The following is a 15,636-nucleotide window of genomic DNA, read 5'->3' as shown; positions in this document are numbered from 1 at the left end:
CCGCGGCGCGCTGCTGGGCCAGCGCCAGCGCGGCTGGCGTATCCATGACGCCCGCGGCGCTGAACGCCGCGAGCTCGCCCACGCTATAGCCCGCAATCGCCGCGGGCTGGGCCACCAACGGCGCGATTTGGCTCCAGGCCGCAAGCGACAGGCCGGTCAGCAGTACCTGGGCCTTGTCGTTGCGCTGCGCCCAGGCCGGGTCGGTCAGCGCCAGCCGCCAGTCTGCGACGCCCAGGCGCGCGCGCGTGGCCTGCACGCTGGCGTCGTCGGCGAGCCAGGGCAGCATCCCCGGATGCTGGTGGCCCTGGCCGGAGAAAAGCAGGGCAAAACTCATGGCCGGGCGCAGATGCGGGTGATCCAGCAGGCCGCGGCCAGCGTGTCGGCCGCGCCGCCGGGCGACAGGCGGCGCGCGACGAAGGCGTCGGCAATGGCCTGCAGTTCATCCAGCCCTTCAGGCCGGGCGATGCCGCCGCGCGCCAGAAAACCTTGAGCGAGCTGCTGCGCATGGCGCAGGCCTTCGAGGCCGCCGCGGTGGGCCAGATTGCTGTCGTCCAGCACGGCAATGGTGTGCATCAGCGCTTCCAGCCGGGCTTCGCGGGGTTGCAGGCCGCGCCCCAGTGCCGTCGTCAGCGCGGGCAGCGTGGTGTCGAACAGCACGGGAAAGCCCAGCGCCGCTTCTTCGGACGCGCCGCGCAGGCCGTAGCGCCGGGACGCGACTCCGCCGGGCAGCGTCGATGCACGCTGGCTGCGCAGCGTGAGCGCCTCGCCCCAATGCTGGCGCAAGGTGGCACGCAACAGCGCTGGATGCAGTGCGCCGCCGCTCACGTGCATGGCCGCGCCCGCCGCAGCGCACAGCAGACCTATCATGAAGATCGCGCCGCGGTGCGTGTTGATGCCGCCCGTGGCCTGCAGCATGCGGGCTTCGGCCGCGATGCCGCATTGCTCGAGCACGGCCAAGCCCGCGCCGTCGTGCCCGGCCTGCGCGATCTGCGTGAAATAGTGGCGCAGCGCGAACAGGCTGCGCATGAAGCTGTGCGCGTCCATGTCGTCGTGGCTGCCGTTGTCGAGCAGCGTCACCAGCCCGGGCTTGGGCGCGAGCGCCAGCTCGTCGTGCAGGGCCAGCGTCGCGGCCCGGCCGATGGCGGCCGGCGTCAGCGGTTCACGCCGCGGCAGCGCAAAAAGTGCCGAGGCGTTCATGGCGCGGCCTCCTGCAAGGCGGGCGGCATGCACCAGTCGGTGCCCTGCTCCAGCGCGATGCGGTCCAGGTGCTTGACCATGACCGCGCGGGCGCGCCCACCGCGCCATGCGGCCCATTCGCGCCAGGCGACCGATGCGCCGTCACCGAACATCAGTTCGCCGTCGAGCCGCGGCCCGGCCCAGGCATGGGCTTGCAGCAGCGCGGCGACCGCGTCCGCCTGGGCGATGTCCTGGACACCAATGCACAGATCCAGATCGGACTCGGCTCGCAGATACGGCAGACCGCTGATGCTTTGCCAGCCGTAGCTGCCAAAGACGCGTGCTGTCACGCCGCAGGCGTCAAGCGCCTGCAGCAGACCGAGGGCGTCGGCAGGAAGCAAGTCCAGCACGTCGCCAAGTTGTGGGAACTCGTCTGAGCCCAGCACCGCCGTCTGGGGCACCTGAACCGCAATCCGCAACTTGCCCCAGGCCGACGCCGCGGGCAGGCCCAGCGCCAGCGTGCCGCTGGCCGCGTAGTCTGGCGGCTGGCGCGTCACCACCAGCGGCAGTCCGTGCAGCGCCCAATGCTCCAGAGCCGCACGCGCCTGCGCGTCCCAGGCGCGCTGCAAAATGGCGCTCCAGCCCGCAGCGTTGAGCCTTACCAGTCGGTGGCGTCGCAAGCCTTGCATCGCGTCTCCCGCCGTCAGGCTGCGTCCAGCACGCGCTGCACCACGGCCGCGGACAGCTGGCGGCCGCCGCGCGCCGCGCCGTCCTGGGCCCGCTGATCGATGGTCGGCGTGTCGCGCAGCGCGGCGCGCAGGGCCGCGGGCAGATCGCCCTGCCACAGCGCGCGCACGCCGCCCATGGCCACATAGTTCTGCACGCCCGGCGCGAACACCGGGTTCGACAGCGACAGCGCGGCGAGCTTTTCCTCGGGCAGCTTGGTGACGCGCGCCATCGCCGGAATGCGCATCACGCGGATTTCGGCTTCGGGCAAGGCGTAGCAGGCGTCGGCGATCAGGCCCGAAGTGATGAAGCCGCCCGACAAGGCCTGGTCGTAGACCAGACCGATCACGCGGTGGCCTTGGCGCCGGGCGAGGTCTATGGCCGCGCCCAGATGCGCCATCGCGCGGTTGATGCCCAGCAGTTCGTCGCGGCGGCGCAGCTGCTGCCCCTGCGTGTCGATCAGCAGCAAGATGGGGCGACCCGGATGCCGGGCGATGGTGTCGAGCACCACCCGGGCCTGGGCCAGCGCGAGCTTGACGCCTATGGGCGCGTGGTTGGTCGTGCCCAGCACCGTCAGGGGCGCGCCCTCGAACAGGACATCGCCCTGCAGGAAGTCTTCCTGCTCGCGCATGCCGTGATGGGGGCCGAAAAGTTGGATGACGAGAGAAGTCCACTCCATCGGATGCTCCTTTAAACAGCGCGCAGTGGACGCACTGCATCGACAGACAATTCGGGGACCTGCGCGGCATCGGCCACGCCCAGCGCGCGCCAAAGCAGTTCAGACTGGTCGTCGCCACCATCGCCCTCGGGCAGCGCATTCAGGCGCCGGCTCAACAAGGCGTGTTCGGCTTCGAGCGTCTCCAGGGTCAACGGCACCGATTTGCCCAGCGCCGCGATCGCCGCTTCGCGGAAGGCGGCGACATCGTCTTCGACCAGGGCATCGCAATCGCCCGTGAGCCAGCGGTGCTTGCCGCCGGTGGTGCGCCAGACCAGGGCGCGGTCGCGCGAATCGAACTCCTCCACGCCATGCGAGGCCTCGATGACTTCCGGGCCCGACATCGCCAGCCGGCCGACATCGCTCATGACGATGTGATCGGCGCAGCGCGCGACTATGCCCATGCCGCCGAAGCAGCCGTTGGTGCCGCCTATCAGCACGATCACGGGAATGCCCGCGGCGCGCACGTCGAGCAGGGCGCGCATCACTTCCGACACCGCGATCAGGCCCGCATTGGCTTCGTGCAGCCGCACGCCGCCCGATTCCGCGAGCAGCAGCACCGCTTTGGGCCGCTCGCGCAGCGCGCGCTGCAGCAGGCCCACGAGCTTGGCGCCATGCACTTCGCCCACGCCGCCGCCCATGAAAGCGCCTTCCTGCGCGGCGACGAAAACGCCCTGCCCGTCGAGCCGGGCGCGGCCGATCGCCACGCCGTCATCGAACGCGCTGGGCACGCCCAGTTGCGCCAGGTGCGGGCTGGTGACGCGCTCGCTGGGCGGCAGCCATTCGTGAAAGCTGCCCGCATCGAGCAACAGCGCCAGGCGCTCGCGCGCCGTGCATTCGGCAAAACTGATCATGGCCGGCCTCCTTGCAGTTCGGCGACGGCCTGGTCCAGGCGCAGGCTCACCACCGCGGGCGTGGCGCCCATGTCGTTGATCGCGATGCGCACGCCGGCCAGCGGGTGGCGCGCATGAAAGTCGTTCATCACGGCCTGCCAGATCGGCTCGAAGCCGCGCGCCGACGTCTCGACGCGCACCGCGCAGTCGCTGCCGGCCACGGCCTCGAGCAGCACTTCGAGATTGCCCGAGCCGACGACGCCGACCAGCACCGGCGCGAACGCTCCGGCGGGCTGGCCGCCGGAAAAAGAAAAGTCCAGGGTCTCAAGCCCTGCGGGAATGTCGCTCATGGGAATCTCCTACCAGTTTCTGAAACGCTTGGGCGGCTGGTACAGCCCGCCCGAAGCGCGCACCAGGTCGCGCATGCTGCGTGCCGCCAGCAGATTGCGCGTGGCCTGGCGTGGATCTATGCCCAGGTCCTGCGGGCGGCGTATCACGCCGCGGTCGCGCAGGTTTTCGACGGCGCGCTTGTCGCGGCCCAGCCCTATGGCCGTGTAGCCGGCGACGCCGCGTATGGCCTGCTCGCGCTCCTCGTCGCTGCGGCACAGCAGCAGATTGGCGATGCCTTCTTCGGTCAGGATGTGCGAGACATCGTCGCCGTAGATCATGATCGGCGGCAGGTCCATGCCGGCCTGCTCCTGCAGCGTCCAGGCATCGAGCCGGTCGACAAAGGCCGGCTGCATGTGTTCGCGGAAAGTCTCGACCATCTGCACCACCAGCTTCTGGCCGCGCGGCGTGCCCGCTGCGCCCGTGCGGCCGGCGCGCGCTTCGCGCCCGGCCTTGAGCCAGGCGGGGCTGGAATGGCGGCGCCCGCGCGCGTCCGCGCCCATGTTGGGCGCGCCGCCGAAGCCCGCGATGCGGCCCAGCGTGGCGGTGGAGCTGTTGCCGTCCAGGTCGATCTGCAGCGTGGAGCCTATGAACATGTCGCAGGCGTAGTGGCCCGCAGCCTGGCAGAACGCGCGGTTGCTGCGCAGGTTGCCGTCGGGCCCGGTGAAGAACACGTCGGAGCGCGCGCGGATGTAGTCTTCCATGCCCAGCTCGGAGCCGAACGAATGCACCGACTCGACCCAGCCGGCCTCGATCGCCGGGATCAGCGCCGGGTGGGGGTTGAGCGCCCAATGCTTGCCGATCTTGCCCTTGAGTCCCAGCGATTCGCCATAGGTCGGCAGCAGCAACTCGATGGCCGCGGTGTCGAAACCGATGCCGTGGTTCAGGCGCTGCACGCCGTACTCGCCGTAAATGCCTTTGATCGCCATCATGGCCATCAGGATCTGCACTTCGCTGATCTGTGCGGGATCGCGCGTGAACAGCGGCTCGATGAAGTTGGGCCGCGGCGCCTTGACCACGAAGCTGACCCAGTCGGCGGGAACGTCGATGCGCGGCAGCGTGGTGGTCTGGCCGTCGACGAATTCGTTGACCTGCGCAATCACGATGCCGCCCGAGAACGCGGTCGCCTCGACGATGGCCGGCGTGTCTTCGGTGTTCGGGCCGGTGTAGAGATTGCCCTCGGCGTCGGCCGCATGGGCCGCGACCAGCGCCACCTTGGGCGTCAGATCGATGAAGTAGCGCGCGAACAATTCCAGATAGGTGTGGATGGCGCCGATTTCGATGCGGCCGCCGGACACCAGCTTGGCCAGCCGCGCGCCCTGCGGGCCAGAGAAGCTGAAGTCCAGGCGCGAGGCGATGCCGTTCTCGAACACATCGAGGTGTTCGGGCAGGGCCAGCACCGACTGCACCATGTGCAGGCTGTGCACGCGTTGCGGGTCGACCTGCACCAGGGCCTTGGCCAGGAAGTCGGCCTGCTTCTGGTTGTTGCCTTCGAGGCAGACGCGATCGCCGGGCGACAGCACTGCCTCCAGCAAGCTGCCAATAGCTTCGGTGGCGACGCGCTTGCCGACAAGCTGCCGGCCCAGCGCTTGCGCCGCGCGCGCCAGCCGGGCTTGGCGGTCTTCGGCCTTGGAGGCCCAGGATCTGGTGTTCATTTGGGAGTGGGTTGGTGCGAGGTTGAACAATGCGGCGCACTGGCCCGCACGAACCCGCGGGCCAACGCGCAAATCGACATCCGGTGCAAGCGCATCGGCGGGTCTGCGGCGTTTTTCTGGCAACGCACAGGGGCTGCGCGTCTGGGTACCCACCATACGCAGCCACTCGGGGAGGATCAATCAACCGGTCGCGCCAACCCTTACGCCAACTGAAACAATCAAGGGTTAACCCGATGTTTTATGGAAACCCTGCTCAGCCCAGCTCCGCCCTGGATGCGCGGCAGACCGCGAGCAAGGCCAGCAGATTGGGGTCGCGCTCGCGCGTGCGCAGGAAATTGAGCGATATCGTCTGGCGCATCAGGTAGCGCGGCTGCAGCGGCACCAGCTGCACCTTCTGCGGCATGATGCCGCCCACGCGCCCGGGCAGCAGCGTATGGCCCACGCCCCCGGCCACCAGGTTCATCAGCGAGAAAATGTCCCCGGTCTCCATCACCACATTCGGCGTGAAGCCGGCGATGCGAAACGCGTCGACAAAGCCGCCGTAGGTCACGAAACCTTCGCTCAGCGTGACGAAGTGCTCGTTGGCGCAGGCCGCCAGATCGATCTGTTCCATGGCGCAGTAGGGCGAGCCGACCGGCGTGGCAAAGAAGATGTCGTCTTCGAACAGCGGCTGCGATTCCAGATCGGGCGCGTTTTCGGGCGTGCCCATCAGCACCGCGTCGACCGCGCCATCGCGCAGCTTTTGCAGCAGATCGGCATTGGAGCCCAGCACCAGTTCGGTCTGTATGTCGGGCATGCGCAGCTTCATGCCCATCACCAGCTTGGGCACGGTGCGCGCCGTGAGGGAGTAGAGCGAGCCTATGCGGATGCGGTCCGACGAATAGCCCGCGACTTCACGCGTCGAGCGTATGCCGTCGGCCATGGTGCGCAGCACTTCGCGCGCCACCTCGGCCAGCGCCTGCGCCGCCTCTGTGGGGTGCAAATTGCGCCCCTCGTGCCGGAACAGCGCGCAGCGCAGGCCGGCCTCAAGAGCATGCAAGGCGCGGTGCACGCTCACGGGGCTGATTTCCAGAAGCTCCGCGGCGCGCGTGAGATTGCCTGTCTGCATGAAGGCCAGGAGGATTTCCAGCCTGCGAAAGGTGATGTCTTCGTCGACGTGAAGGTGCATGGGTCAGCCTGCGTTGGGACGGCGCATTCTAGGCCATGGCTGCGCGCGCCCCTTCTTGACGCCGGCCCGACCGGGCCGCCGCTCAGTCGGCCTTGATGCCCGAGCGCGCGGCCACGGCGCGCATCTGCGGCAATTCCCGCTCCACGCGCGCGCTCACCGCGGCGCCGTCGCCGGGCGCGGGCACCAGGCCCAGCGACTTCATCTTCTGCTGGATCGCGGGCGTGGCAGACACATCGGCCAGGGCTTTTTCCAGCGTGGCGCGGGTCTGCGGCGGCAGGCCCGCGGGCGCCATCAGCGCGAACCAGGTGCCCATGTCGAAGCCGCTGTAGCCGCTTTCGGCCACCGTGGGCACCTGCGGCAGCAGTTGCAGGCGCTGGGCCGACAGCACCGCCAGCGGCTTGATGCGCCCGGCCTTGATCAGCGGCGTGGAAGCCACCACGGTGTCGACCGCGATCTGCACCTGGGCGCCCATCAGCGCATTGAGGCTGGGCGCGCTGCCGCTGAACGGCACATGCATCAGCTTCGCGCCCGAAGCGGTCTTGAGCATCTCGCCGCCAAAGTGTCCCGACGAGCCCGAGCCGAACGAGCCGTAGGAAAAGCGTTCGGGCTCGGCCTTGGACTGGGCGACCAGCTCCTGCAGGGTGCTCGGCCCCGTGGGCGTGCCGACCAGCAGCAGCGGCATGTCGGCCACGATGCCCAGCGGCGTGAAGCTGCGCACCGGGTCGTAGCTCAGCTGCTCGCGCATCGCCGGGTTGAGCGTGAGCGTGGTGCTCGCGGCCAGCAGCAGCGTGTAGCCGTCGGGCGCCGCCTTGGCGACCTGGGAGGCGGCCAGTATCGTGCCCGCGCCGGGCTTGTTCTCGACCACCATGGGCTGGCCCAGCTTCTCGCCCAGCGCCACCGCCAGCATGCGGCCCAGCACATCGGTGGCGCCGCCTGCGGCGAACGGAATCACCAGCTTGAGCGGCCGGTCGGGAAACACCGCCGTCTGGGCCGCCACGGGAGCTGCCGACGCAGCCAGCGCGCAGCCGGCCAGCAGACAGGAAAGAAAATGGGAACGGCGCATGGGGTGCATGGAGAACTCCTGGGGGTGGGGAAGGCATGGGGTAACAAACCGGCGACCAGGGAACAGGGCCGCCGCCTGCGGGACTGCAGGCATGGCGCGGGCCATGGCGGGGCTGGCGCCATGGCGGACCGGCTCAGCGTTTGCTGGCGAGCAGCGGGCTGCGCACGCGCGCATGGCCGCTGGCCTGGTCGTAGGCATGGCCGATCTGCAGCAGTTCGAAGTCGGATTGCGCCGGCCCCAGGATCTGCAGCCCGACAGGCTGCCCCGCCGGGCCGAAGCCCGCGGGCGCGCTCAGCGCGGGCAGTCCGGCCAGCGTCGCCGGCACCACCGCTTCCATCCAGCGGTGGTAGGTGTCCATGGCGCGGCCGCCGACCGTGTGCGGCCAGTCGAGCGCCGCGTCGAAAGGAAACACCTGGGCCGCGGGCAGCACCAGGTAGTCATAGGTCTCGAACAGGCCGCGCAGCACCTGGTACCAGGCCGAACGGTCGGCCGCGGCGCGGTAGATGTCGGGGCCGCTGAGCGCCAGGCCGCGCTCGATTTCCCAGACGGCCTCGGGCTTGAGCAAGGCGCGCTTGGCCGGGTCGCGGTACAGCGGCGCATTGCTGCCCGCCACCATGAAGCTGCGCAGGTCTATCCAGGCGCGCCACATGCGCTCGAAATCGAAATCGGGCGTCACCGCCTCGACGCGGCATCCCAGCGCCTCGAAATGCGCCAGCGACCGGGTGCAGACTTCCAGCACGCCGGGCTCGGTCGGCAGGTGGCCGCCCAGGTTGCCCAGCCAGCCTACGCGCGTGCCGCGCAGATCGCGCTCCAGCGGCGCGGTCAAGCGCGCCGGGTCGTCCTGGCGGCGCGTGAGCGGCAGTCGCGCATCGAAACCCGCCTGCACCGACAGCAGCAGCGCCAGATCGGGGATGTTGCGCGCCATGGGCCCGGCCACGCTGAACTGCTGGAAGAACACCTCTTCGGTCGGGCCGTGCGGCACGCAGCCCACCGAAGTGCGCAGCCCGTACACATTGTTGAAGGCCGCGGGCGTGCGCAGCGATCCCATCATGTCGGAGCCATCGGCCACGGGCAGCAGGTTCAGCGCCACCGCGCAGCCCGCGCCGCCGCTGCTGCCGCCGGCCGTCAACGACGGATCGAAGGCATTGCGCGTGGTGCCATACACCGTGTTGTAGGTGTGGCCGCCCAGGCCGAACTCGGGCGTGTTGGTGCGGCCGACGAAGAGCGCGCCGCCGCTGCGCATGCGCTCGAACACCACGGCGTCGGCCGCCGAGACCTGGCCCGCAAACAGCGGCGAGCCCTTGGTGGTGACCATGCCCGCGGCCGGCATGAGGTCCTTGGGCGCCTGCGGAAAGCCGTGCAGCGGGCCCAGCCACTGGCCGGCGGCGAGCTGCGCGTCGCGCTCGGCGGCCAGCGCCTGCAGCGCCTCGCGCGGCTGCAGCGCCACGATGGCGTTGACCTGCGGGTTGAGCCGGTCGATCTGCGCGAGGTAGGCAGTCAGCACTTCGCTGCAGGAGACCGCGCGCCGGCGTATCGCCTGCGATAACGCGACCGCGTCCAGCGCGACGATGTCGTCGCCGGCGTGCTGCGCGGGCGGTGTCGTAGGGGTCAGGAGCTCGTTCATGGGCATGCATCGGGTGAGGAAAAAGGTAGCGAAAATCCAGGCCGCCAAGGCGCTGAAAATCCGCTGTCAAATTCATTGTAGGAAGCGCATTGCCTTGCGACCAGTACAATTTCTTCAAGTTATCCTTGCGTTTTTCGCACACCAGCAAGCGCTGATTATTTCGTCCCGACCGTCAACCCGAGGAAACACTGAATGCAAGCGCCCCAACTCCAGGAGACCTCGCTGCGCTATTTCCTGGAAGTCGTGCGCTGCGGCTCGATCAGCGAGGCGGCGGTGCGGCTGTGCGTCTCGGGCTCGGCGGTCAGCCGCCAGATCTCGGGGCTCGAGGCCTTGCTCGATGTTCCGCTGTTCGAGCGCCGTCCGCGCGGCATGGTGCCCAGCGCAGCCGGCGAGTTGCTGGCCGTGCACGCGCGCCGCGGCGCGCTCGAGGCCGAGCGGGTGGTGACCGAAATCGAGGGGCTCAAAGGCCTGCGCCGCGGCCATGTGCGGCTGGCGAGCTCGGCCGGCTTCGCCATCGAGTTCCTGCCGCAGGTGATCGCCGATTTCCGCAGCCAGTACCCGGGCATACAGTTCCAGCTGCAAGTCAGCAGCCCGGGCGCCGTGACCACCGCCGTGCTGCACGGCGAGGCCGACATAGGCATGACCTACAGCCGCGCGGCCGAGGAAGGCGTGCGCGTGGAGTACCGCCAGACCATGCCGGTGCTGGCCATCATGCGGCCCGACCATGCGCTGGCGCGGCTGCGCAGCGTCACGCTGGCGCAGATGCATCCGCATGCCATCGCCCTGCCCGACCGCGACAACACCGTGCGCCAGCTGTTCGATATCGGCTGCAGCCAGCGCGGCCTGGTGTTTTCGCCGGTGCTCACCAGCAGCAGCTTCGAAGCCCTCACCAACTTCGTGCTGCACAGCGGCGGCCTGTCGATTTCCGGCGAGATCACCGTGCGCCACCGCCTGCGCCGCGGCGAACTGCATGGCGCGGTGATACGCGAGCGCAGCATGGACGCGCGCTCCATCGAATTGCAGACGCTCAACGGCCGCACGCTGCCCGAAAGCAGCCGCACCTTCCTGGCATTTTTGCGCGCGCAGCTCGCACCGCTCTGAGCGCGGAGCGGACCGCGCTCAGACCGGCTGAAAAATCAATCGACTTCGGCCAGCGCGTCGGACAGCGCGTTGATGAGCCGGTCGATCTCGTGCTTCTCCACATTGAACGGCGGCGCGAGCTGGATGGTGTCGCCGCCGCTGCGCACATAGAAGCCTTTCTTCCAGCAAGCCATCGCCACGTCAAACGGGCGGCGCGCGGGCTCGCCCGGCACCGCCGCGAGCGTGATGCCCGCGGCCAGGCCGAAATTGCGGATATCGGTCACATGCCGGCTGCCCTTGAGGCTGTGCACCGCGCTCTCGAAGTACGGGGCCATGTCCTTGACGCGCTGCACCAGGTTTTCGCTTTGCAGCAGATCGAGGGCCGCAATGCCCGCGGCGCAGGCCACGGGATGGGCCGAATAGGTGTAGCCATGCGGAAACTCGACCATGTAGTCGGGCCCGCCCGCGTCCATGAAAGTTTCATAGATTTCGTTGGTCGCGATCACCGCGCCCAGCGGCTGGGCGCCGTTGGTCACCTGTTTGGCGACGTTCATGATGTCGGGCACCACGCCGAAGGCCTCGGCGCCGGTCATGGCGCCGCAGCGGCCGAAGCCGGTGATGACTTCGTCGAAGATCAGCAGGATGTCGTGCGCGGTGCAGATATCGCGCAGGCGTTGCAGGTAGCCCTGGGGCGGCACCACCACGCCGGCCGAGCCCGACATGGGCTCGACGATCACGGCCGCGATGTTGGACGCATCGTGCAGCGCGATCAGGTCCAGCAGACGGTCGGCGAGTTCCGCGCCCTGCGCCGGCATGCCGCGGCTGAAGGCGTTGCCGGCCAGCAGCGTGTGCGGCAGGTGATCGGCCTCGACTCCGGCACCGAACAGCTTGCGGTTGGCGCCTATGCCGCCTACCGACACTCCGCCGAAATTCACGCCGTGGTAGCCCTTTTCGCGGCCTATGAGCCGCGTCTTGCTGGCCTTGCCCTTGGCGCGCCAGTAGGCGCGCGCCATCTTGAGCGAAGTATCGGCGGCGTCCGAGCCCGAGTTCGTGAAGAACACGCGGTCCAGCCCCGCGGGCGTGAGTTCCTTGAGCTTGTTGGCGAGTTCAAAGGCCAGCGGGTGGCCGAACTGGAAGGCCGGCGCATAGTCGAGCGTTGCCACCTGGCGGCTCACGGCCTCGGTGATCTCGCGGCGGCCGTGGCCCAGGCCCGTGCACCACAGGCCCGACAGGCCGTCGAACACCTTGCGGCCGTCGCCATCGGTGAAGTACGCGCCCTGCGCGGCGACGATCATGCGCGGATCGGCCTTGAAGTGGCGGTTGCCGGTATAGGGCATCCAGTAGGCATCGAGCCAGGCCGCATCACGGTGCGGCGCCGAGACCTGGGAAACTTCAGTGAGATTGGACATTGTTCTTCCCCGCGAACCGCAGGCCTGATGGTTTGAGATGCCTCGATTCTTCGTTGCTTTTTCACTCTTGCAAAGAGAGCAGTATCAATGTTTACTTGCGGATCTATGCAAGTAAAAGCCTCCCCCAAATCGCGCGCCCTGCTGGGCCAGCTCAGCGACATGGATTTGCGCTTGCTGCGCGTCTTCAAGAGCGTCGTCGAATGCGGCGGCATGGCCGCGGCCGAACTCGAGCTGAACATCGGCACGTCCACGGTGAGCCGCCATGTCAAGGACCTGGAAACCCGGCTGTCGATGGTGCTGTGCCGCCGCGGGCGCGCGGGCTTCGCGCTGACGCCCGACGGGCAGCAGGTCTATGAGCAGACGCTGCGCCTGCTCGGCGCCGTCGAGGCCTTTCGCAGCAGCATCGACGACATCCACCATCGCCTGGGCGGGCATCTGGACATCGCGGTCTTCGACAAGACCGCGACCAACCCGCAGTCGCAGCTGGCCCAGGCCGTGGCGCGCTTTCACGAGCTCGCGCCCGCGGTGAACCTGCGCCTGCATGTGGCCAGCATCAACGCGATCGAGCGCGGCGTCATCGAGGGCAGCTTCCAGGTGGGCATCATTCCCTCGCACCGCAGCTCCAACAGCCTCGACTACACCGACCTGTTCGGCGAGACCATGCTGCTCTTTTGCGGCCGTGATCACCCGCTGTTCGCCGGTCCGGACACCGGCCTGACCTGGGCCAAGCTCAGACTGCATGCCTTCGCCGGCCTGGGCTACCACTCGCCCAACATGGAGGCCAGCCACCGCGCCCAGCTGCAGCGCGCGGCCACGGGCTTCGATCAGGAGTCGATCGCCACGCTGGTGCTGTCGGGCAAATTCCTGGGATTCCTGCCCGACCATTACGCCCAGGCGTTCGAGCAGCGCCAGCTCATGCGCGCCATCGCACCGAAACGATTTCACTACACCTGTCGTTTCGTGAGCCTGGTGCGCAAATCGCCCGCGGCCAGCCGCGCGGCCACGCTGTTCGCGCAATGCCTTGAAGCCGCGCACGCCACCCCGGCCTGAGCCCGCGCCAGCATGGCGATAAGGCCAGGCGCCTGGGCTGCGGCTAGCGGTCCAGCGGCAGGTCCAGCGTTTCCTTGACCTCTTCCATCACCACCACGCTGCGCGAGGCAGCAGTCACGGGCAGGCGCTTGAGAATATTGCCCAGCAGATGCCGGTACTCGCCCATGCCGCGCAGCCGGAACTTGACCAGATAGTCATAGTCGCCCGAGACCAGGTGGGCTTCCATCACTTCGGGCATCTGCGACAACTCCTTCTTGACCTTGTCGAACACATCGCCAGATTTGGCCGACAGCTTGATTTCGACGAACACCAGCAGGGTCCGGCCCAGCGCCTCGGCGGACAGCCGCGCGTGGTAGCCCTCGATCACGCCTTCGCGCTCCATGCGGCGCACGCGCTCGGTGCAGGGCGAGGCCGACAGCCCCACTTTCTCGGCCAGATCGGTCATGGAAATACGTCCCTGGCGCTGCAGCACATCCAGGATTGCGAGGTCGATTCGGTCGGCTTGGAACATTTTTCTGTCGAACCCTGTTGGGCAGATTAAAAACAGTGGATTACATCGCAAATCATATCAACAACGGTGAAATCCCCGGCACATGGTTTTCTAGAATTCATTTATCCACCGTCAACCATCGGGTATTCCATGAAAGTCATTGTTGCAGGCAGCGGCATTGTCGGCACCGCCACCGCGTACTACCTCGCCAAGGCCGGAGCGCAGGTCACCGTCATCGACCGCCAGCCCGGTCCGGCGCTCGAAACCAGCTTTGCCAACGCCGGCCAGATCTCGCCGGGCTACTCGACGCCCTGGGCCGCGCCCGGCATTCCGCTCAAGGCGCTGAAATGGATGTTCCAGAAACATGCGCCGCTCGCGGTGCGCGCCGATGGCAGCCTGTGGCAGCTGCAGTGGATCGCGCAGATGCTGCGCAACTGCACGCCGCAGCGCTATGCGGTGAACAAGGAGCGCATGATGCGCGTCGCAGAGTACAGCCGCGACTGCCTGCGCGCCTTGCGCGCCGACACCGGCATCCAGTACGAACAGCGCACCGCCGGCACCTTGCAGCTGTTTCGCAGCCAGGCGCAGATCGATGCGGTGCAGCGCGACATCGCGGTGCTGGAAGAATGCGGCGTCGATTACGAACTGCTGGACCGCCAATCGCTGGCGCGCATCGAGCCCGCGCTGGCCCATGCGCAAGAGCGCCTCAGCGGCGGCCTGCGCCTTCCCGGCGACGAGACCGGCGACTGCCAGCGGTTCACCACCGAGCTGGCGCGCATGGCGCGCGCGCTGGGAGTGCAGTTCCTGTTCGGCCAGGACATAGAACGCGTCGAGGCGCAGGCCGGCCGCGTGCAAGGCATTCGCGCCGGCGGCCAGCTGCTGCAGGCCGACTCGTACGTGATGGCGCTGGGCAGCTTTTCGCGCGACATGCTGCTGCCGCTGGACCTTCAGCTGCCGGTCTATCCCGTCAAGGGCTACTCGCTGACCCTGCCGCTGGTCGACGCCGCGCGCGCCCCCCTGTCGACCGTGCTCGACGAGACCTACAAGATCGCGATCACGCGCTTCGACGACCGCATTCGCGTGGGCGGCATGGCCGAACTGGGCGGCTTCGACATGCGGCTCAATCCCCAGCGCCGGGCCACGCTCGAAATGGTGGTCAGCGATCTGTTCCCGGGCGGCGACCTGCAGCGCGCCACGTTCTGGACCGGCCTGCGCCCGATGACGCCCGATGGCACGCCCATCGTCGGCGCGACCCGCTATGCCAACCTGTTCCTGAACACCGGCCACGGCACGCTGGGCTGGACCATGGCCTGCGGCAGCGGCCGCGTGGTCGCCGACCTGGTGACGGGCCAGCGGCCCGAAATCGACACCGCGGGCCTGGGCCTGGACCGCTACGCTTCTTCCGCACGCCGTGCGCCCTCGGCCCACGCGCCCCTCGCCGCATGACCCGGCCCAGCCTGGCGCGCATAGACCTCGATGCGCTGCGCCACAACTACGCCTGCGCCCGCAGCCTGCACGGCCAGAAAGTGCTCGCAGTGCTCAAGGCCAATGCCTACGGCCATGGCGCCGTGCGCTGCGCCCAGGCGCTCGCCGGCCTGGCCGACGGCTTTGCGGTCGCTTTCCTGTCCGAGGCGCTGGAGCTGCGCGCCGCGGGCATCAGCGCGCCCATTCTGCTGCTCGAAGGCGTGTTCGACGCCGAGGAACTGCAGGCCGCGGCGCGGCACCAACTGGCCGTGGTCGTTCACCAGGATTCGCAGCTGCGCCTGCTGGAAGGCGCCGCGGGCCTGGCCGGCCCGCTGAACGTCTGGCTCAAGATGGATTCGGGCATGGGCCGCGCAGGCCTGGCGCCCGAGGCCATGCGCCAAAGCTTTGCGCGCCTGCAGGCCTGCGCGGCCGTGCACCAGGTGGTGCTCATGAGCCACTTCGCGCGCGCCGACGAACCCGGCATGCCCACCACCACCGAACAGCTGGCGACCTTCCATGCGGCCTGCGGCGGGCTCGATGCGCCCGTGAGCCTGGCCAATTCCGCGGGCATCCTGGCCTGGGCCGGCGCGCGCCAAAGCTGGGGCCGGGCGGGCATCATGCTGTACGGCGCCCACCCTCTTCCCGCTTCGCATAGACAGCAGCCGCTGCGCCCTGTGATGACGCTGCAAAGCCAGGTCTTCGCCGAGCGCTGGCTCGCGCCAGGCGCGCCGCTGGGCTATGGCGGCGGCTTTGTCGGCCAGCGCCCCACGCGCGTAGGCTTGGTCGCTCTGGGCTA

At 68.6% G+C, this 15,636-nt stretch carries 15 protein-coding genes and 1 pseudogene; 4 read left to right on the top strand and 12 right to left on the bottom strand.

The features are described 5' to 3' along the window. The 10 genes and pseudogenes from KHY18_RS25020 to KHY18_RS24975 all read right to left on the bottom strand — a co-directional run. Positions 1 to 334 (bottom strand): annotated as a pseudogene (locus KHY18_RS25020) (ACP S-malonyltransferase); the annotation flags it as partial. Continuing rightward, positions 331 to 1,197, bottom strand: a complete 867-nt coding sequence (locus KHY18_RS25015) for a triphosphoribosyl-dephospho-CoA synthase (protein ID WP_213306546.1) — start codon at positions 1,195 to 1,197, stop codon at positions 331 to 333. The gene KHY18_RS25015 and the pseudogene KHY18_RS25020, both read right to left, overlap by 4 nt. Continuing rightward, entirely contained in the window at positions 1,194 to 1,865 is a 672-nt protein-coding gene (gene mdcG / locus KHY18_RS25010) for a malonate decarboxylase holo-[acyl-carrier-protein] synthase (RefSeq protein ID WP_213306543.1), read from the bottom strand. The genes KHY18_RS25015 and mdcG overlap by 4 nt, the downstream gene beginning before the upstream one ends. Positions 1,866 to 1,879: 14 nt before the next feature. Continuing rightward, a complete protein-coding gene (locus KHY18_RS25005) occupies positions 1,880 to 2,581 on the bottom strand; it encodes a biotin-independent malonate decarboxylase subunit gamma (RefSeq protein ID WP_213306540.1) in 702 nt (233 codons plus the stop codon). A gap of 11 nt (positions 2,582 to 2,592) precedes the next feature. Beyond that, the gene (locus KHY18_RS25000; RefSeq protein ID WP_213306537.1) at positions 2,593 to 3,471 is read right to left on the bottom strand and encodes a biotin-independent malonate decarboxylase subunit beta; all 879 of its coding nucleotides are present in this window, start codon (positions 3,469 to 3,471) and stop codon (positions 2,593 to 2,595) included. Then, a complete protein-coding gene (mdcC, locus tag KHY18_RS24995; RefSeq protein ID WP_213306534.1) occupies positions 3,468 to 3,800 on the bottom strand; it encodes a malonate decarboxylase acyl carrier protein in 333 nt (110 codons plus the stop codon). The genes KHY18_RS25000 and mdcC overlap by 4 nt, the downstream gene beginning before the upstream one ends. Positions 3,801 to 3,809: 9 nt before the next feature. Then, the gene (mdcA, locus tag KHY18_RS24990; protein WP_213306532.1) at positions 3,810 to 5,492 is read right to left on the bottom strand and encodes a malonate decarboxylase subunit alpha; all 1,683 of its coding nucleotides are present in this window, start codon (positions 5,490 to 5,492) and stop codon (positions 3,810 to 3,812) included. 253 nt (positions 5,493 to 5,745) lie between these two features. Beyond that, positions 5,746 to 6,660, bottom strand: coding sequence for a LysR family transcriptional regulator (locus KHY18_RS24985; protein ID WP_213306529.1), 915 nt, complete (start codon positions 6,658 to 6,660; stop codon positions 5,746 to 5,748). 82 nt (positions 6,661 to 6,742) lie between these two features. After that, on the bottom strand, positions 6,743 to 7,732 hold the full coding sequence (locus tag KHY18_RS24980) for a Bug family tripartite tricarboxylate transporter substrate binding protein (RefSeq protein ID WP_213306526.1): 990 nt from the start codon (positions 7,730 to 7,732) through the stop codon (positions 6,743 to 6,745). Between the two features lie 124 nt (positions 7,733 to 7,856). After that, a complete protein-coding gene (locus tag KHY18_RS24975; RefSeq protein WP_502769407.1) occupies positions 7,857 to 9,353 on the bottom strand; it encodes an amidase in 1,497 nt (498 codons plus the stop codon). Between the two features lie 186 nt (positions 9,354 to 9,539). Here KHY18_RS24975 and KHY18_RS24970 point away from each other — a divergent pair, with 186 nt between their 5' ends. Beyond that, positions 9,540 to 10,448, top strand: coding sequence for a LysR family transcriptional regulator (locus tag KHY18_RS24970; RefSeq protein ID WP_213306521.1), 909 nt, complete (start codon positions 9,540 to 9,542; stop codon positions 10,446 to 10,448). A 35-nt stretch (positions 10,449 to 10,483) separates the two neighbouring features. Here the strand turns inward: KHY18_RS24970 and aptA are convergent, their stop codons facing one another. Beyond that, the gene (aptA, locus tag KHY18_RS24965; protein WP_213306517.1) at positions 10,484 to 11,836 is read right to left on the bottom strand and encodes an omega-aminotransferase AptA; all 1,353 of its coding nucleotides are present in this window, start codon (positions 11,834 to 11,836) and stop codon (positions 10,484 to 10,486) included. A gap of 105 nt (positions 11,837 to 11,941) precedes the next feature. On the opposite strand from aptA, the gene KHY18_RS24960 reads away from it, so the two are divergent. After that, positions 11,942 to 12,886 carry a LysR family transcriptional regulator gene (locus tag KHY18_RS24960; RefSeq protein WP_213306513.1) on the top strand — a complete coding sequence of 315 codons (945 nt, stop codon included), beginning with the start codon at positions 11,942 to 11,944 and terminating at the stop codon, positions 12,884 to 12,886. A 43-nt stretch (positions 12,887 to 12,929) separates the two neighbouring features. On the opposite strand, the gene KHY18_RS24955 is transcribed toward KHY18_RS24960, so the two are convergent. Continuing rightward, entirely contained in the window at positions 12,930 to 13,397 is a 468-nt protein-coding gene (locus KHY18_RS24955) for an Lrp/AsnC ligand binding domain-containing protein (RefSeq protein WP_213306510.1), read from the bottom strand. A 129-nt stretch (positions 13,398 to 13,526) separates the two neighbouring features. On the opposite strand from KHY18_RS24955, the gene KHY18_RS24950 reads away from it, so the two are divergent. Together KHY18_RS24950 and alr are read left to right on the top strand one after the other, a co-directional pair. After that, positions 13,527 to 14,822, top strand: coding sequence for a D-amino acid dehydrogenase (locus tag KHY18_RS24950; protein WP_213306507.1), 1,296 nt, complete (start codon positions 13,527 to 13,529; stop codon positions 14,820 to 14,822). Further along, positions 14,819 to 15,636: alanine racemase (alr, locus tag KHY18_RS24945; RefSeq protein ID WP_213306504.1), on the top strand; the 818-nt coding region annotated here is incomplete at its 3' end. The genes KHY18_RS24950 and alr, both read left to right, overlap by 4 nt.

It is taken from the genome of Acidovorax sp. CCYZU-2555 (assembly GCF_018413525.1).
In the GTDB taxonomy this organism is placed as follows: Bacteria; Pseudomonadota; Gammaproteobacteria; order Burkholderiales; family Burkholderiaceae_C; genus Comamonas.
Note: the sequence above shows the minus strand (reverse complement) of the source record. Positions and strands in the feature narration are given on the sequence as shown.